14 protein-coding genes are annotated in these 18,253 nt (G+C 74.3%); 2 read left to right on the forward strand and 12 right to left on the reverse strand.

The window, feature by feature from the left end; genetic code table 11:
- Positions 1 to 5 precede the first annotated feature (5 nt).
- Both JL106_RS07085 and JL106_RS07090 read left to right on the forward strand, forming a co-directional pair.
- Positions 6 to 1,412, forward strand: coding sequence for a 3' terminal RNA ribose 2'-O-methyltransferase Hen1 (locus JL106_RS07085; protein WP_205259970.1), 1,407 nt, complete (start codon positions 6 to 8; stop codon positions 1,410 to 1,412).
- Entirely contained in the window at positions 1,409 to 4,027 is a 2,619-nt protein-coding gene (locus tag JL106_RS07090) for a polynucleotide kinase-phosphatase (protein ID WP_236006925.1), read from the forward strand. Before JL106_RS07085 ends, JL106_RS07090 begins: the two co-directional genes overlap by 4 nt.
- Before the next feature lie 34 nt (positions 4,028 to 4,061).
- Here the strand turns inward: JL106_RS07090 and pdxS are convergent, their stop codons facing one another.
- The 12 genes from pdxS to JL106_RS07150 all read right to left on the reverse strand — a co-directional run bounded on the left by pdxS (position 4,062) and on the right by JL106_RS07150 (position 18,154).
- Positions 4,062 to 5,012 (reverse strand): pyridoxal 5'-phosphate synthase lyase subunit PdxS, encoded by a 951-nt coding sequence (gene pdxS / locus JL106_RS07095; protein WP_205259971.1) that lies wholly within the window; start codon positions 5,010 to 5,012, stop codon positions 4,062 to 4,064.
- Between the two features lie 158 nt (positions 5,013 to 5,170).
- A complete protein-coding gene (locus tag JL106_RS07100) occupies positions 5,171 to 6,325 on the reverse strand; it encodes a DUF3048 domain-containing protein (protein WP_205259972.1) in 1,155 nt (384 codons plus the stop codon).
- A gap of 168 nt (positions 6,326 to 6,493) precedes the next feature.
- Positions 6,494 to 7,159 (reverse strand): glycoside hydrolase family 16 protein, encoded by a 666-nt coding sequence (locus JL106_RS07105; protein ID WP_205259973.1) that lies wholly within the window; start codon positions 7,157 to 7,159, stop codon positions 6,494 to 6,496.
- A gap of 167 nt (positions 7,160 to 7,326) precedes the next feature.
- Positions 7,327 to 8,361: an NUDIX hydrolase gene (locus JL106_RS07110; protein ID WP_205259974.1), complete on the reverse strand. Its 1,035-nt coding sequence runs from the start codon at positions 8,359 to 8,361 to the stop codon at positions 7,327 to 7,329.
- Between the two features lie 121 nt (positions 8,362 to 8,482).
- The gene (locus tag JL106_RS07115) at positions 8,483 to 9,628 is read right to left on the reverse strand and encodes a glycosyltransferase family 4 protein (protein WP_205259975.1); all 1,146 of its coding nucleotides are present in this window, start codon (positions 9,626 to 9,628) and stop codon (positions 8,483 to 8,485) included.
- A gap of 10 nt (positions 9,629 to 9,638) precedes the next feature.
- Entirely contained in the window at positions 9,639 to 10,631 is a 993-nt protein-coding gene (locus JL106_RS07120) for a phosphatidylinositol mannoside acyltransferase (protein WP_205259976.1), read from the reverse strand.
- A complete protein-coding gene (gene pgsA, locus JL106_RS07125; protein ID WP_205259977.1) occupies positions 10,628 to 11,377 on the reverse strand; it encodes a phosphatidylinositol phosphate synthase in 750 nt (249 codons plus the stop codon). The genes JL106_RS07120 and pgsA overlap by 4 nt, the downstream gene beginning before the upstream one ends.
- 170 nt (positions 11,378 to 11,547) lie before the next feature.
- Positions 11,548 to 12,099, reverse strand: coding sequence for an HIT family protein (locus JL106_RS07130; RefSeq protein ID WP_205259978.1), 552 nt, complete (start codon positions 12,097 to 12,099; stop codon positions 11,548 to 11,550).
- A gap of 82 nt (positions 12,100 to 12,181) precedes the next feature.
- Positions 12,182 to 14,269 (reverse strand): threonine--tRNA ligase, encoded by a 2,088-nt coding sequence (thrS, locus tag JL106_RS07135; RefSeq protein WP_328841643.1) that lies wholly within the window; start codon positions 14,267 to 14,269, stop codon positions 12,182 to 12,184.
- A 151-nt stretch (positions 14,270 to 14,420) separates the two neighbouring features.
- Entirely contained in the window at positions 14,421 to 15,611 is a 1,191-nt protein-coding gene (locus JL106_RS07140) for an acetyl-CoA C-acetyltransferase (protein ID WP_205259979.1), read from the reverse strand.
- A gap of 91 nt (positions 15,612 to 15,702) precedes the next feature.
- On the reverse strand, positions 15,703 to 16,449 hold the full coding sequence (locus tag JL106_RS07145) for an SDR family NAD(P)-dependent oxidoreductase (protein ID WP_205259980.1): 747 nt from the start codon (positions 16,447 to 16,449) through the stop codon (positions 15,703 to 15,705).
- Between the two features lie 55 nt (positions 16,450 to 16,504).
- Entirely contained in the window at positions 16,505 to 18,154 is a 1,650-nt protein-coding gene (locus tag JL106_RS07150) for a class I adenylate-forming enzyme family protein (protein WP_205259981.1), read from the reverse strand.
- Positions 18,155 to 18,253 lie beyond the last annotated feature (99 nt).

Raw genomic sequence — 18,253 nt, forward strand, 5'->3', positions numbered from 1 at the left:
CCCGGGTGCTGCTGACCCTGACCGCGACCGCCTCGCCCGCGCTGCCGGACGCCACCGACCTCGGCTTCCTGCTGTTCAAGCACCCAGGACGGGCGCAACGCTTCCCCAGCTCGGTCGGGGTGGCCCACGTCTTCTGGCCGGAGGCGACCGCGGCGCGCAGCACGGTCGCGCTGCTCGTCGAGGTGGATCCGATCGGGCTGGTCCGCGGGCGCGGCGGCCGCGGCTCGGCCGAGAGCTCCGCGTTGTCCCAGTACGTGAACGACCGCCCGTACGCGGCGTCGTCCATGCTGACGGTGGCGCTGGGCCGGGTGTTCGGCACCGCGATGACCGGCCGGTGCGACGCCCGTCCGGAGCTGGTCGGCCGCGCCCTGGACCTGGAGATCTCGCTGCCGGCCCTGCCCGCCCGCGGCGGCGCCGATCTGACGCAGCGGCTGTTCGCACCGCTGGGCTGGTCGGTGACGGCCGCTCCCCTGCCGCTGGATCCGGAGCTGCCCGACTGGGGCGACTCGCCGTACCAGGACGTGCGGCTCGCCGGGCGGCTCACGGTGGCGACGGCCCTCACCCAGCTCTCGGTCCTCATCCCCGTCCTCGACGACGGCAAGCACCACTGGATCGGCGACGACGACGTCGACAAGCTGCTGCGCTCCGGCGGCGACTGGCTGCCGGGCCACCCGGAGCGCGACCTCATCACCCGCCGGTACCTCGGCCACCACCGCACCCTGGTGCAGGACGCCAGCACCCGCTTCGCCGCGCTGGACGACCGACCGGACGACCAGGCCGACGCCACCCCGGACGCGACGCCCGCCCGCCCGCTCCAGCGGCTGCGCCGGGAGGCCGTGCTGGCCGCGCTGCGCGCCGAGCAGGCCAGCAGCGTCGTCGATCTCGGGTGCGGGGAGGGGGCGCTGCTGCGGGACCTGCTCGCCGACAGCACGTTCAGCTCGGTGATCGGCGTGGACGTCTCGCACCGGGCCCTGGCCGCGGCCGGACGGCGGCTGCAGTTGGATCGGATGCCCGACCGGCAGCGGGACCGTCTGCAGCTGCTGCAGTCGTCGGCCACCTACCGCGACGACCGGCTGACCGGGCAGGACGCCGTGGTGCTGATGGAGGTGATCGAGCACTTGGACGCCGACCGCCTTCCGGCGCTGTCGCGGTCGGTGTTCGGCGCCGCCCGCCCGCGGACCGTGCTCGTCACCACCCCGAACGCCGAGCACAACGTCCGGTACCCGCACCTGGCGGCCGGGACGATGCGGCACCGTGACCACCGCTTCGAGTGGACCCGGGCCGAGTTCCGGTCCTGGGCCGACGATGTCGCAGCCGCGCACGGCTACGACGTCCAGTTCAGCCCGATCGGCGACGACGATCCGCAGGTGGGACCGCCCACCCAGATGGCCGTGTTCCGGAGGAGCGCATGACCGAGGAGCACATGACCACGGACACCACCACCCCCGACTCGCTCGGACCGCTGGAACTGGCCGTGCCCGAGCTGTCCCTGGTGTGCCTGATCGGCGCATCCGGGTCGGGCAAGTCGACGTTCGCCCGCACCCACTTCGGCCGGTACGAGGTGCTGTCCAGCGACGTGTGCCGCGGCCTGGTCTCCGACGACGAGCACGACCAGGCCGCGACACCGGCGGCCTTCGAGGTGCTCTCGTTCATCGCCGGGAAGCGGCTGGACGCGGGCCGGCTGACCGTCATCGACGCGACGAACGTGCAGCCCGACGCCCGCCGTCAGCTCGTGCGGCTGGCCCGCGACCACGACGTGCTGCCGGTGGCGGTCGTGCTCGACCTGCCCGAGCGGGTCTGCCTGGACCGCACTGCGACCCGGGCCGACCGGAACGTCGGCGACGCCGTGGTGCGCCGGCAGCGGGACCAGCTCCGCCGCTCGATCCGGCAGCTGGGCCGCGAGGGCTTCCGCACCGTGCACGTGCTGCGCACCGAGCAGGACGTGGCCCGGGCCGTGGTCGTGCGGCAGCGGTTGCTCACCGACTTCCGGGATCAGCACGGGCCGTTCGACGTCATCGGCGACGTGCACGGCTGCCGGCCCGAGCTCGAGGCGCTGCTGGACCGCCTCGGCTACCAGCTGGTGCGGGACGCCGCCGGACGGACCGTGGACGCGGTGCCGCCGGCCGGCCGGTCCGCGGTGTTCCTGGGCGATCTCGTCGACCGCGGACCCGACTCCCCCGGCGTGCTGCGGCTGGTCATGGGCATGGTCGCGGCCGGGCACGCCCGGTGCGTCCCGGGCAACCACGAGCAGAAGCTGGTCCGCGCCCTGGAGGGCAAGCAGGTCCAGGTCAGTCACGGCCTGGAGACGACGCTGGCCCAGTTGGCCGCGGAGCCGCCGGAGTTCCGGGACGCGGTGCTGCGGTTCTGCCGGGACCTGGTGTCCCACCTGGTGCTCGACGACGGCAACCTGGTCGTGGCCCACGCCGGGCTGAAACAGGAGTACCAGGGCCGGGCCTCGGCCCGGGTCCGCAGCTTCGCGCTGTACGGCGACACCACCGGTGAGACCGACGAGTTCGGCCTACCGGTGCGGTACCCCTGGGCCCGCGACTACCGCGGCCCGGCGATGGTGCTCTACGGCCACACCCCGACCCCGGAGCCGGAATGGGTGAACAACACCCTGTGCCTGGACACCGGGTGTGTGTTCGGTGGGCGGCTGACGGCGCTGCGCTACCCGGAGCGGGAGCTGGTCTCGGTGCCCGCCACGCGGGTCCACTACGAGCCGGCGCGCCCGTTCCCGGTGACCGCGGAACTCGAGGCGGGATCCGCTGCCCGGCAACGCGATCCGGATGACCTGGCCATCATCGACGTGTTGGGCCGGCGCACGGTCGAGACCACGCTGGCCGGTCGGGTCACCGTGCGCGAGGAGCAGGCCGCGGGGGCGCTGGAGGTGATGAGCCGCTGGGCCATCGACCCTCGCTGGCTGCTGCACCTGCCACCGACCATGGCGCCGACGGCCACCGGCGACCCGGACAGCCCCGAGCTCGAGCACCCGGCCAGCGCGTTCGAGTTCTACCGGCGCAGCGGGGTGCGGCAGGTGGTCGGTCAGGAGAAGCACATGGGATCGCGGGCGGTGGTGCTGGTCTGCCGCGACGCGGAGCGGGCCGCGGCCCGGTTCGGGGTGACCGACGGCGCGTCCGGGGCGGTGCACACCCGCACCGGCCGGACGTTCTTCGACGCGGTCACCACCGAACACCTGCTGACCGCGGTGCGCGCCGCGGTCACCGACGCCGGGCTGTGGGCGGAGTTCGACACCGACTGGGTCCTGCTGGACGCCGAGCTGCTGCCGTGGTCGGCCAAGGCCGAGGACCTGCTGCGCCAGCAGTACGCCGCGGTCGGGGCGGCCGCCCGCGCGGTGCTGCCGCCGGCCGTGGCCGCCGTGCAGGCGGCCGCGGACCGCGGGCTGGACGTCGGCGACCTGCTGGCGCGGACCCGGGAGCGGGCCGCCGACGCCGAGGCGTTCACCGCCGCCTACCGCCGGTACGTCTGGCCGACGTCCGGACTGCAGGGTGTGCAGCTGGCCCCGTTCCAGCTGCTGGCCACCGAGGGCCGCCGCTGGACCGACCACGACCACGACTGGCACCTCGGACTGGCCGACCGCCTGGTCCGCGCCGCGCCGGAGCTGTTCCGCAGCACCCGCCGGATCGCCGTGGACACCGGCGATCCCGACTCGGTCGCGGCCGGCACCCGTTGGTGGCGGGCGCTCACCGACGTCGGCGGCGAGGGCATGGTGGTCAAGCCGCTGGCCAACCTGGTGCGCGGCGAGCGGGGCCTGGTGCAGCCGGGGATCAAGGTCCGCGGCCGGGAGTACCTGCGGCTGATCTACGGGCCCGACTACACCCGTCCCGAGCACCTGGACCGGCTGCGTCGCCGCGAACTGGGCCGCAAGCGGTCGCTCGCGCTGCGTGAGTACGCCCTCGGCGTCGAGTCGCTCGACCGGGTGGTGCGCCGGGAGCCGCTGTGGCGCATCCACGAGGCCGTGTTCGCCGTGCTGGCCCTGGAGTCCGATCCGGTCGACCCCCGCCTGTGACGCGGGCGGGGGTCGGCTCCGGCCGGCGCGGGTGTCACCAGCCGCGCTCGGCCAGCCGGTGCGGCACCGGCACCTCGTCGACGGTGAGGCCGACCATCGCCTCGCCCAGTCCCCGGGAGACCTTGGCCAGCTCGTCCGGATCGTCGAAGAAGGTCGTCGCCTTGACGATGGCGGCAGCGCGAGCGGCCGGGTCTCCCGACTTGAAGATGCCGGAACCGACGAAGACGCCCTGCGCGCCGAGCTGCATCATCATCGCGGCGTCGGCCGGGGTGGCGATGCCACCGGCGGTGAACAGCACCACCGGCAACGCGCCGAGCTCGGCCACCTCGGCCACCAGCTCGTACGGCGCCTGCAGCTCCTTGGCCGCGGCGTAGAGCTCCTCGACGGGCAGCGACGCCAGCCGACGGATCTCGGCCCCGATGGTGCGCATGTGGGTGACCGCGTTCGACACGTCACCGGTGCCGGCCTCGCCCTTGGAGCGGATCATCGCGGCGCCCTCGGCGATCCGGCGCAGCGCCTCGCCCAGGTTGGTCGCGCCGCAGACGAACGGCACGGTGAACGGCCACTTGTCGATGTGGTGGGCGTAGTCGGCCGGGGTGAGCACCTCGGACTCGTCGATGTAGTCCACGCCGAGGGACTCCAGGATCTGCGCCTCGACGAAGTGCCCGATGCGGGCCTTGGCCATCACCGGGATGGAGACCGCGCTGATGATCCCGTCGATCATGTCCGGGTCGCTCATCCGGGACACTCCGCCCTGGGCGCGGATGTCGGCGGGCACCCGCTCCAGCGCCATCACGGCCACGGCGCCGGCGTCCTCGGCGATCCTGGCCTGCTCGGGGGTGACCACGTCCATGATCACGCCGCCCTTGAGCATGTCGGCCATGCCCCGCTTGACCCGGGCCGACCCGGTCTGGGTGGCGGTCCCCGCAGGTTCTGCGAACTCGGCGGACTCGGGCTGGACGGACGGGGTCGACGACTCGGACATCTGGCCTCCTGGGCGGAACGAGCCCGGGATGCGGGCCGCGGCGAAGCGCACCGATGCTAGCCCCTGCCGGGGCCGCCCGGTGACGCCCGGCGCAGCCAGCGCCCAGCCGGGGTCCGGCCGGCGCCCCGTCGGTGGTCAGCAGTCCGGCGCGGCGGTGATCAGCTGATCGCCGTCCCGGGCGTGGCCAGCACCAGCCACGTCCGGCCCGGCTTCAGCGGCACCGGCGCCCCGGCCGCGTCGGTGAGCTGGAGGCCGGCCTCCAGCGCGGGTCGGGTCCAGGTGCCGGCCACCGCCACGCCGTCGCGCAGCAACGTGAACGACCCGGTGCCGACGGTGTGCGAGACCATCGACGGGCTGCCCACCGAGTCGACCGTGCCGTCCGGTTCGGCCGCCACGCGGAGCACCAGGACGTTGTCCGCCGTGACCGGGGTGCCCGAGGCGTCGGCCAGTGAGGTCCCGGCCCGGCCGACCTGGTACCGGCCGCCGTCCCACTGGAAGGTCTGGGTGGCGGCCGGGAACCGGGCGGTCAGCCGGCTGCCGTCGCGCGGGTCCGTCGCCGCCGGTGCCGCCGCCGAGAAGGTCCAGCCCACCGAGAGGGGGTCGGTCCAGCCGGACGTCGACGCACCGACCGACGCCACGTCGACGTGCAGGTCGTACGGCGCCCGGGCGGCCGGCGACCGCCACCACCGGCCCGCGCCGGAACCGTCGAGCGCACCGACGAACCGCAAGGCCGACAGCGGGCCACCGGCGCCGCCGGAGAAGGCCAGGATCGGCACGCCGAAGATCGGCAGCAGTTCGGCGTCCGTGGTCCGCACGCTGCGTACCGGGCCGACCTCGTTCGGCAGCACCGTGTGGAAGACGGCCATGAGCCGGGTCATCCCGCCCTCGACCTCCTCGAGCACCACGATGTCGGCCTGGGCCAGGCCGTACTGGGGCAGACCGGCCGCCGTGTTGTCGATCTTGACGGCCACCACCGGGCCGACCACCGGCGCGTTGCCGGTCAGCGCGTCGACCGGCTCGGGGGCGGGCGCCGGTTCGGGCGCGGGGGGCGGCTCGGGCTGTGGTTCCGTTTCGGGCTCCGGTGTGGGTTCCGGCTCGGGCGTGCTCGTCGGCAACGGCGGCACCGTCACCACCGACGGGACGGGCGGTTCGGCGGACGCCGGCTGACTCGCGGCGGCGGAGCCGGCGGTCGGCGGCGGCGGCTCGTCGCGCGGGGAGACGGGCTGGCCGCACGCCGCGGTGACCAGCAGGACCCCGACCACGCCGGCCGCCCCGAGCACGCGGCCCGACCGACCGACCCGGTGTCCCCGCATGCTGCCCACCTCACGACCTCGTCCGTCCACACGTCCGTGGACCCACGGCTCGACCTCACGCTAGGTCGCCGAACGGCCGCACTCCGGCAGACCCGCCGAGCGGAATCCGACACGTTGGGTGATCAACGGCTCGCGACTTCCCCGGTCGGCCGTTCCGGCGGAGTGTGATCAACCGACCACGGCACGCACCGAGAACGTTCCCGCGGCAACGCCTTCGAAGCGCACCGCAACGGATCGACGACGATCCGCGACGGAAACGGTGCCGCGGCAACGTCGGCGGACGCGAGCGGCGATCCACGTCATGCACGGTCGGTGATCACGGAACGGCGCGCCGGACGGCGTCCTCCCGGTGGTCGGAACCGGCCGGCCGGACCCGCAGCACGTCGACGACCAGCTCGGGCACGGTCCGCTCGCCGGCGCCGGGCGTCCCGGCGCGCCGTCGATCGAGAACGTCACCGCGTCGGCCGTCCAGTCGACCGCGTAGGTGTGGAACGCGGCCACGCAGATCTCGGCGCTGCGCGCCATCACGTCCTGCAGGCCGACCAGCCACCACGCGGCCATCGACCGGGGACCGAGCACCATCCGGGCCTGCAGCTCCAGCCGGCCGAAGGTCGGGGTGAGACCCGCGAAGGCCGGCTGCTCCTCGCGGACCACCGCACCCGGCCGCCAGTGGCCGCGTCCCGGGCGCAGCCGCAGGTGCAGGCAGGAGTCGCGGAACTCGACGTCGGCCGCGGTGGCCGCGCGCGAGCTCCACGCTGGCAGGTAGCACGGCAGCCACACGTCCGGGTCGAGATCCGGCCCGTCGAAGTGGTCCTCGAACGCCGCGTCGGTCATCGGGGCATCGAGGCAGGGAGGGCGCCGGCCGGCACCGGTGAGCATCCGGTCGATCCGATGGTCGGCGCCCGCCCGCGCTCGTCCCTCGCTCGGACGACTCCTCCGCCACGAGCACCGGGCCACCGGTCTGGGCCACCACCACCCGCACCGGGGCGACAGCGCCGTGGTCACTGCACCTCGACCGGACGGGGTGGCGCGGTCCTGTCCCGCAGCAGCGCGGAGACCTCGGGCAGCCGCTCCACCAGCTCCAACGGGTAGACCGCCTCGGACCACTCGGCCAGCTCGGCCCGGGTCCACCAGCGGTGACCGGTCAGGGTGCGCTGCTCCTGCTCGGTGCGGCCGGTGATGTCCAGCCCGGCCGGCCCGGCGGCGGGTGCGTCACCGCTGTCGTCGAGGATCTGGTCCGCTGCGCGGGATCCCGCGACCTGCGCCGCGAAGTAGTACTCGGTCTGCTCGTAGTCGACGCCGACGAACTCGAACCGGGCCACCCGCCGCCACATCGGCCCGACCAGGTCGGTGCTGTGCAGCCGCACACCGACCTCCTCGGCCAGCTCGCGGACCGCGGTGTCGGCCAGCTCCTCGCCCGGCTCGGTGCCGCCCCCCGGGGTGATCCACCAGGGCACCCCGACGTCCGGGTCGACGCCGGACAGCAGCAGCACCCGCTCGTGCGCATCGAGCAGCACCACGCGAGCCGCGGTGCGGCGCACCGGGTCCGGGCGGGCGTCCTCGACGATCTCGAAGTAGTCGGGCAGTGCCGCCCGACCGGCCAGGCCGAAGACCCGGGTGAACCAGGCCGCGCGCAGCGCCCGGGTGTCCCGGACGGCGTCGTTGTGGAACCGGCGGGCCAGCACCACCCGTTCCTGGGCGTCGGCCAGCTCGGCGGCCAACGCCGGGTCCAGGTCGGCGGGCAGTGTGCGCAGCACCCGGGAGAGGTCGTTCTCGGCGTCGGCCCGACCGGACCGCGGGGCGGTGTCGGCCGCGGTGGCGAGCGCGCGCAGCTCGGCGGCCCGCTCCGGCGTCAACCCGCCCGCGGCAGCCACCGCACGAGTCGCGACCACCCGACGGGCCAGCGCCCCCTCCAGCCCCGCCCACGCCGCCTCGGTCCGCACGTGCAGCCGGTCCAGGCGGTTCGCCGTGAACCACAGCCAGACCGCGGCCAACAGCACGACCACCACGAGGACGACGACGATCGTCGCGGTCACGCGGCCTCCCCATCTGCGTGCGCGCCGGCCCGTCCGGGCCGGCACTCGGCGGACAGCGTCCCACGGACCCGGGCGCCGACGGATCCCCCGGTGCGGGCGAGCCGCTTCCGGCCGGGTCGCGTCAGTCGGCCTCGATCACCGTCCGCGGATCGGCCGCCACCACGGTCTCGTACACCTTGACCACGCGGCGGGCCACCACCGGCCAGTCGTAGGAGGCCACCACCCGGCGACCCGCGTCGGCCGTCGCCGCCGCCCGGACGGGATCGTCCAGCACCTCGGCCAGCGCTCCGGCCAACGCGGCCGCATCGCCGACCGGAGCGAGCAGGCCGGCCCGGCCGTCGTCCAGCACCCGGCGGAAGGCGTCCAGGTCGCTGGCCACCACGGGGGCGCCGGCGCTCATCGCCTCGGTGAGGATGATGCCGAAGCTCTCGCCGCCGGTGTTCGGGGCGCAGTACACGTCCACCGATCGCAACAGCCGGGCCTTCTCCACGTCGCTGACCCGGCCCAGCACCCGCACGTGCGAGGCCAGGTCGGGTCCGGCCTGCTGCAGCAGTGCCTCGGCGTTGCCGGTGCCGGCGACCAGCATCTGCAGGCCGGGCCGTCCGGGTCGCAGCTGCCGCATCGCGCCGAGCAGCGTCTCCATGCCCTTGCGCGGCTCGTCGAACCGGCCCAGGAACCCGACGGTGCCACCCTCCCGTGGGTACCCGTCCAGCGGGCGCGCCTCGGCGAAGAAGGCGACGTCCACCCCGTTCGGGATGATCACGGCGTCCCCGCCCAGGTGTTCCACCTGGACCTGCCGGGCCAGATCGCTCACCGCGATCCGCCCGGTGATCTTCTCCAGGAACGGCTGCAGCACGGGCTGGAACGCGGCGAGCATGCGCGACCGCGGGTTGGCGGTGTGGAAGGTCGCCACGATCGGCCCCTCGGCCACCATCAACGCCAGCATCGACAGGCTCGGCGCCACCGGTTCGTGCACGTGCAGCACGTCGAAGGCGTTGCTGCGGATCCACCGGCGCACCCGCCGGTAGGACTTCGGGCCGAACGACAGGCGGGCCACCGAGCCGTTGTACGGGATGCCCAGGCTGCGCCCGGTCGGCACGAACCAGTCCGGCGGCGGCTCCTCGCCGGCCGGACGGTCGTCGTCACCCGGGGCCAGCACCGACACCTGGTGCCCCATGGCCAGCAGCGCCCGGGCCAGGTCCTGCACGTGCGCCTGCACCCCGCCCGGCACGTCGAACGAGTACGGGCACACCACCCCGATCCTCACGAGCCGATCCTCATGACGCCGACCGGTCCGCGGGCTGCCGCGCGAGTCGCTCCGGGTCCAGGTCGGCCAGCCACAGCGGCTGCAGCATGTGCCAGTCGGCCGGGTGCTCACCGATCTCCTGGGCGAAGAAGTCGGCCAGCAGCTGGGTCCCACCGCGGACCTGCTCGGCGAGGCGCCGGCCCGGCAGCTGCAGCGGCGGCGCCACCACCTGCCGCCAGCCGTCGTCGGTGAAGCTCAGGTGGACCGGCAGCAGCGCCGCCCCGGTGGTCGCGGCCAGCAACGCCGGCCCGGCCGGCATCCGGGTCGGCTCACCGAAGAAGTCGACCGGGACACCCGACGCGGTCAGATCCCGGTCGGCCAGCAGGGCCACCACCTTGCCCGCGCGCAGCCGGTCCTTGAGCACCTGCGACGGGCCGGCACCGCCCCCGGTGAGCGGCAGGATCTCCATCCCGAGCGACTCGCGGTAGGCCACGAACTGCTCGTACAGCGACTCGGGCCGCAGCCGTTCGGCCACCGTCACCAGCGCGCCGTACCGCCGGGTCACGAACAACCCGGCCACGTCCCAGTTGCCCGAGTGCGGCAGGGCCAGGATCGCGCCGCGACCGGCGTCCACGGCCGCGTCCAGGTGCTCGAGCCCGATGGTGCCGGCCGTGGCCGTGGCCGTCACCGCGGCGTGGTCCAGTCCCGGCAGCTGGAACGTCTCCCGCCAGTAGCGGGCGTACGAGCGCATGCCCGCCCCCACCACCGCGGCCAGGGTCGACGGGGTGGCGGTGTCCCCCAGCACCCGTCGGTAGTTGCGGGCCAGCTGCACGGTCCGCGGTCCGTGCCGACGGGCGGCCCGGTCGGCCGCGAGCCGGAACGCGCGCTCGGCCACCGGTCGCGGTAGCCCGGACACCGTGCGCCACCCGGCCGCGTACCCGGCCCCGGCCAGCCGATCGGTCCACCGGTCGACGGCGCCACGCCCGGTTCGGGACGACTCGGCGTGCAGAGTGTCCTGGCTCATCGCCCGCTGCGGCGCGCCACCCGCGGGGTGCGGCCGGCGGTCCGGCCGGTCTTGCGGGTCCGCCCGGCGGGCGCGTACGGCCGGTCCGCCCGCGGCGCCCGGGCCGACCGGCGCGGCGCATCGATCTTGCCGGCGGCCAGCGCGGCCGTGCGCACCTGCAGCAGTCGCTGCACCACGGTGACCAGACCGGCCGCCGCGAGCAGCCACAGACAGACGGGGAGCGCGAAGTCCAGACCCAGTCCGGTCAGGCCCGCGCCGACCAGGCCGAGCAGGTTGCGCTCGGCCCGTTCGGCCAGCGCGCCACCGATGGGCAGCCCCACCGAATCGGCCCGCGCCTTGACGTAGGAGATGACCTGACCGGTGACCAGGCAGACCAGCGCCGCCGCGCCGAGGGCCGCCGAGCCGCCCGGAGCGTCGGCGTGGGTGAAGGCGTAGAAGGCCAACGCGCCGAACAGGGCGCCGTCGGCGATCCGGTCGCACGAGGCGTCCAGCACCAGGCCGAAATCGGTGCCGTACCCGCGGGCCCGGGCCATCGCCCCGTCGAGCAGGTCGAACAGCACGAACACGGTGACCACGAGCGTGCCGATGAACAGGTGGCCGGTGGCCAGCAGCCCGATCGACCCACCGACGACGCCCACCGTGCCGATCACGGTGACCAGGTCGGGGCTGAACCCGGCACGCAGCAGTCCCCGGCCGATCGGGTCGGTGACCTTGGACACCGAGGAGCGGGCGACGGAGTTCAGCATGCGGGTCCGATTCGGTCGGCGAGCGGGTGGGTCCGGACGTGCTCCCCGGCCGGGTGCGCGACGGACGCGTCCCCGGCCGGGAACAGAGCCGTCACTGTAGTGGCCAGGACGCCCGGGTGGATCGTCACACGCACGGCGCCCGGGTCCGGCCCGAGCCCGTCACCGGCGTATCACCAGGCCGCGGCGAGCAGCTCCCGGGTGGTGCCCAGCAGTTCGGGCAGCACCTTGGTGTGGCCGACCACCGGCATGAAGTTGGCGTCGCCACCCCACCGTGGCACCACGTGCTGGTGCAGGTGCGCGGCGATCCCGGCGCCGCCGGCCACCCCGGCGTTGATGCCCAGGTTGAAGCCGTGCGGCGCCGAGACCGCGCGCAGCACCTCCAGGGCGTGCCGGGTGAACCGGTTGAACTCGGCGAACTCGGCCGAGTCCGCGTCCAGGTCGGTGTAGTCCGGCACGTGCCGGTACGGCACCACCATGAGATGGCCCGGGTTGTACGGGAACAGGTTGAGCACGGCGTAGACGTGCTCGCCCCGGGCGATGACCAGGCCGTCCTCGTCGGACAGGCTCGGGATCCGGCAGAACGGGCAGGTCGGCGCGGGCCGCTCACCGCCGGCGTTGGCGCCGCCGGTGATGTAGGCCATCCGGTGCGGGGTCCACAGCCGCAGCAGCGTGTCCGGCACGCCGACCCCGTCGCGCGGCTCCAACGTCGGGTCGCCGGGCATGGCCGCCCAACCGGCAGCCCGGCCGGGTGTGTTGGTCGAAGCCCGGCCTCGCTCGTCCCTCGCTCGGCCGACTTCTCCGTCGTCAGCCACCGGCACCGGGCAGGTCGAACAGCTCCGCGGTCGGCGAGGCGTTGACCCGCCGGGCCATCCAGTCCGCGATGGCGTCCACCGCCACGGCGACCGGCACCCCGTTGATCTGGCTGCCGTCGCGGAACCGGAAGCTGACCGCCCCGGCCTCCACGTCCTGGCCGCCGGCCAGCAGCATGAACGGCACCTTGCCGGTGGTGTGGGTGCGGATCTTCTTCTGCATGCGGTCGTCCGAGTGGTCGACCTCCGCCCGCAGTCCGCGCTGCCGCAGCTGCGCGACCACGGCCTCCAGATGCTCGCCGAACGCGTCGGCCACCGGGATGCCGACCACCTGCACCGGCGACAGCCAGGCCGGGAACGCTCCGGCATAGTGCTCGGTGAGCACCCCGAAGAAGCGTTCGATGGAGCCGAACAGCGCCCGGTGGATCATCACCGGCCGCTGCTTGGTGCCGTCCGAGGACGTGTACTCCAGCTCGAACCGCTCCGGCAGGTTGAAGTCCAGCTGGATGGTCGACATCTGCCAGGTGCGACCCAGCGCGTCCCGGGCCTGCACCGAGATCTTCGGCCCGTAGAACGCCGCGCCGCCCGGGTCCGGCACCAGGTCCAGTCCGGACTCCCGGGCCACCTCGGCCAGCGTGTCGGTGGCGACCTGCCAGTTCTCGTCGGTGCCGACGTACTTCTCGTCGTTGCGGGTGGACAGCTCGAGGTAGAAGTCGTCCAGCCCGTAGTCGGCCAGCAGTTCCAGCACGAACCGCAGCAGGCCGGTCAGCTCGTCGCGCATCTGCTCGCGGGTGCAGAAGATGTGCGCGTCGTCCTGGGTCATGCCCCGGACCCGGGTGAGACCGTGGATCACACCGGACTTCTCGTACCGGTACACGGTGCCGAACTCGAACATCCGCAGCGGCAGCTCGCGGTACGAGCGCCCGCGGGAGCGGAAGATCAGGTCGTGCATCGGGCAGTTCATCGGCTTGAGGTAGTAGTCCTGGCCGGGCTTGCGCACGGCACCGGAGGCGTCGAGCTCGGCGTCCAGGTGCATGGCCGGGAACATGCCGTCCCGGTACCAGTCCAGGTGACCGGAGATCTCGTACAGCCGGCCCTTGGTGATGTGTGGGGTGTTCACGAACGAGTACCCGGCCTGCACGTGCTTGGCCCGCGAGTAGTCCTCGAGCTCCTTGCGGATGATGCCGCCGCGCGGGTGGAACACCGGCAGGCCGGAGCCCAGCTCGTCCGGGAAGGAGAACAGGTCCAGTTCGACCCCGAGCTTGCGGTGGTCGCGGCGCTCGGCCTCGGCCAGCCAGTCCAGGTGCGCCTGCAGCGCCTCGGCCGACTCCCAGGCGGTGCCGTAGATGCGTTGCAGCTGCGGGTTCTTCTCGCTGCCGCGCCAGTAGGCCGCGGCCGTGCGGGTCAGCTGGAACGCCGGGATGTACTTGGTGGTGGGCACGTGCGGCCCGCGGCACAGGTCGCCCCACACCCGCTCGCCGGTGTGCGCGTGCAGGTTGTCGTAGATGCTCAGCTCGCCGGCACCGACCTCGACGCCCTCCCCCGCGTCGCCCTCGACGTCCCCGGCCGAGCTGTCCTGGCCCGACTTGAGGTCGATCAGCTCCAGCTTGTACGGCTCCCCGGCCAGCTCGGCCCGGGCCGCCTCGATCGACTCCGGCACCCGCCGGGCGAACCGCTGCCCCGACTTGATGATCTTGCGCATCCGCGACTCGAGCGACTTCAGATCCTCCGGGGTGAACGGGGCCGCGACGTCGAAGTCGTAGTAGAAGCCGTCGGTGATCGGCGGACCGATGCCGAGCTTGGCCTCCGGGAACTGCTGCTGGACGGCCTGGGCCAGCACGTGGGCGGCCGAGTGGCGGATCACCGAGCGGCCGTCCGGGGTGTCCGCGGCCACCGCGTCCACCTCGACGTCGGCGTCCGGGACCCAGGCCAGGTCGCGCAACTGCCCGTCGGCCTCCCGCACCACCACGACCGCCTGCGCGCCGCTGTTCGGCAGGCCGGCGTCCCGGACCGCCTGCCCGGCGGTCGTGCCGGCCGGCACCTTCACGACCGGAGCGGGCGCGAGCGGACCTGGGCTGGGCACGGAGGACTCCCTGACGTCGGCGGGCGGCACGACCGGGCCGGTCCCGGGCAGGACGGGAGGCCGGCGGCGCCGGAACGGTGCGATCCTAGTCCGCCGGCCGGACGCAGCCGGCCGACGCAGTGCTCACGGGGCAGTGCTCACCGGGCAGTGCTCACCCCGCGGCCGGCACCCGCAGGATCAGCGCGTCGCCCTGACCGCCGCCGCCGCAGAGCGCCGCGGCACCGACCCCGCCGCCGCGCCGCTGCAGTTCCAGGGCCAGGTGCAGGGCGAGGCGGGCACCGGACATGCCGATCGGGTGGCCCAGGGCGATGGCCCCGCCGTTGACGTTGACCCGCTCGGGGTCCAGGCCGAGCTTGCGCATGGAGACCAGCGCGACCGCGGCGAACGCCTCGTTGATCTCGACCAGATCGAGCGCGGTCGGGTCCACGCCCTCCTTGGCGCAGGCGGCGGCCAGCGCGTTGGCCGGCTGCTCGTGCAGGCTCGCGTCCGGCCCGCCGACGACGCCGTGCGCGCCGATCTCGGCCAGCCAGGTCAGCCCCAGCTCCTGGGCCTTGGCCCTGCTCATCACCACGACCGCCGCGGCGCCGTCGGAGATCTGCGAGCTGGACCCGGCGGTGATGGTGCCGTCCGAGGAGAACGCCGGGCGCAGTCTCGCCAGGCTCTCCCCGGTGGTCTCGGCCCGGATGCCCTCGTCCGCGGTGACCAGCCGGGGCTCGCCGCGCCGCTGCGGCACGGCCACCGGGGCGATCTCGGCGTCGAACAGGCCGTTCGCCGCGGCCTTGGCCGCCAGCTGGTGCGACCGCGCGGCGAAGGCGTCCTGGTCGGCCCGGGTGATGCCGTACCGGGCGTTGTACTGCTCGGTCGAGGCGCCCATCGGCAGCTGGTCGAACGCACAGAACAGCCCGTCGTGGGCCATGTGGTCCTCCATGGTGACCTCGCCGAAGCGGAACCCGGCCCGCGAGCCGGGCAGCAGGTGCGGCGCCCGGGTCATCGACTCCTGCCCACCGGCCACCACGATGTCGAACTCACCGACCCGGATGAGCTGGTCAGCCAGCGCGATCGCGTCCAGCCCGGACAGGCAGACCTTGTTGACGGTGAGCGCCGGGACCTCCATCGGGATGCCGGCCCGCACCGCGGCCTGCCGGGCCGGGATCTGCCCGGCGCCGGCGGTGAGCACCTGGCCCATGATCACGTACTGCACGTGCTCGGGCGCCACCCCGGCCCGCTCCAGCGCGGCCGCGATGGCCACCCCACCCAGATCCACCGCGGGCAGATCGGCGAACGCGCCGGACATCCGGCCCATCGGGGTGCGGGCGCCCGCGACGATCACGGAACCGGACATGTCAGACCTCCAGGCAGAGCGGACGAGCGGGGGCGGGCGGGCGGCGACAGCAGCAGCAACAGGTTCGACGACGAGTGTGGCGCGCGACGGCTCAGGCGCGCACCATGCCCCCGTCGACATGCAGGCAGGTGCCGGTGACGTAGTCCGAGCCGGGCCCGACGAGATAGGCCACGGCCGCGGCGACCTCCTCCGGACGGCCCATCCGCGGGACCGGGATGTCGGCGACGCCGTACTCGGCGCCGGCGGCCATGGGCGAGGCCACCGGGCCGGGGGCGACCACGTTGGCCGTGATGCCCCAGGCACCGACCTGCCGGGCGATCCAGCGGGTCAGGTTGATGGTGCCGGCCTTGGCCGAGGCATAGGCCGCGCCGGAGCGGCCGCCAGTGCCGTCGGCGTCGACCGGACCGACGCCGCCGACCTTGCCGGACACCGACGCGATGTTGATCAGCCGGCCGGAACCCTGGGCCCTCATGTGCGGGAAGACGGCGGCCTGACAGGCGAAGGCCGCCGCGGTCAGGTTGGTGTCCAGGTCGCGGTGCCAGGTGGCCACCGACAGGTCCTCGAAGGACTCCCGGCCGCAGGTGCCGGCGCAGTTGACCAGCACGTCCAGCCGGCCGAACTCGTCCCCGACGCCGCGCACGGCCGCCTGCAGGGCCGGCACATCGGTGACGTCGACCTGGCGAGCTCCGGCGGCACCGAGATCGGCCGCCGTGTGCTCGACCGTCGACAGCAGGTCGAGCAGCACCACCCGGGTGCCGTCGGCGATCAGCCGGCCGGCGATGGCGGCGCCGATGCCGCGGGCCGAGCCGGTGATCAGGGCGACGGGTGCGTCGGGCAACGGGATCTCCTCGTGGGACGGGACGGTCGGGACGGGCCCTTCAGCTGGAGCCCGGTCAGTTGCTGATGCGGAACCGGCGCACCTTGCCGACGCCGGTCCGGGGCAGCGCGTCGATCAGGTGCCACTCACGCGGGCGGGCCGCGGGCGGCAGGTGCGTCGCCGCCCAGGCACCGAGTTCGTCGGCGGTCGGCGGCTGCTGCGGGTCCTTGGCCACCACGTACGCGACCGGCACCTGGTCGCGCAGCGGGTCCGGGCGGCCGAGCACCGCGACCTCGAGTACACCGGGCGCCTGGGCCGCGGCCGCCTCCACCTCGGTGAGGCTGACGTTCTCCCCCGAGACCTTGATGACGTCGTCGACCCGGCCGACGAACCGCAGCGAGCCGGGCGAGCCGGCGTCGGGGGCTGCGACCGCGAGATCACCGGTGGCGAACCACACCTCGCCGGTGCCCGGAATCTCGGTGAACGCCCGCCCGGTCGTGGCCGGGTCGTCCAGGTACTCGGCGAACAGGTCGGCGCCGGGACGGCCTCGCACCAGCAGCTGACCGGGAACGCCCGGCGCGGCGTCGGTCTCCGTGGCCGGGTCGAGCAGTCGGACCTGCCGGTCCCCGACCGGCACGCCCATGACGTCGTGCACCGGCGGCCGGTTGGCGTCCGCGGTGACGACGGCGACCGTCTCGGTCATCCCGTACAGCTGCCGCGGCGGGGTGCCCACCAGCTCGGCGAATCGGGCGTGGTGCTCGGCGCCGAGACTCTGCGCGAACCAGACGTGCTCGAGCGACAGCGGCGTCTCGTCCTGCGGGCACCGAGCCAGGATCATCCGGATCGGCGCGGCGAACAGGCTGGCGTGGGTGGCGCCCACCGCACGGGCCCCGGAGACCCACCGGGATGCCGAGAACGTCGACGCCAGCGCCACACTCGCACCGGCGGCGATGGCCGGCGCGAAGCAGTAGTACTGACCGTTGGCGTGGAACATCGGCAACGTCACCCACCAGCGGTGGTGCGGGCGCAGCGACACCGTCCCGGCCATGGTGGTGGCCACGCTGGCGTAGCAGGCCTGGGTGAGCACCACGCCCTTGGGCTCGGAGGTGGTGCCCGAGGTGAACATGACGGCCAGCCGGTCGCCCGAGCGCACGGGCTGCGGGGCCACCGGCGCGCCGGCCAGCAACGGCGCTCCGGGCGCGAGATCGCTGACGTCCTCGGCCAGTTCGATGCGCTCGGCGACCCGACCGGCCGCCCCCTCGGCGTAGACACCGGCCCGCGCCGCGGCCAGCACTGCCACCGCCGGCGCCACCCGGCGCACCTGCGAGGCGATGTCGCGCGCCACGGACGCCGGATCCACCGGCACCATCCAGGCGCCGAGCCGGGACACGGCCACCCACAGCGCGACGAACGCCGGGCAGTTGCGCAGCACCAGGTGCACCGGATCGCCGGCCCGCACCCCGCGCTCGCGCAGCGTGCCGGCCACCCGGGCGACGACGGCGTCGAACTCGGCGTAGGTCCAGGTCGCATCGGCCCGGCCGGCAGCAGCACCGCCAGCAGCACCGCCGGCCGGGTCGTCCAGGTCCCGGAAGACCAGGAACGGGCGGTCGCCGTGGTCGCGCACCGCGGCGGCCCAGATGCCCGTGAACGTGTCGGTTCCGAAGGTGCCGGTTCCGAAGGTGTCGGTTCCGAAGGTGTCGGTGCCATCCGGGGACGCCTGCGTCATGCACAACTCCTTCGTCGTGGCGGCGCGGCGCGCCGCTGGCACCCCGGGACCGGACTGATGGTCCCGGCGGGCCGGACGACATCGTGCGGGCGCCGCGCG

The organism is Nakamurella leprariae (assembly GCF_016918035.1).
Taxonomy (GTDB): domain Bacteria; phylum Actinomycetota; class Actinomycetes; order Mycobacteriales; family Nakamurellaceae; genus Nakamurella; species Nakamurella leprariae.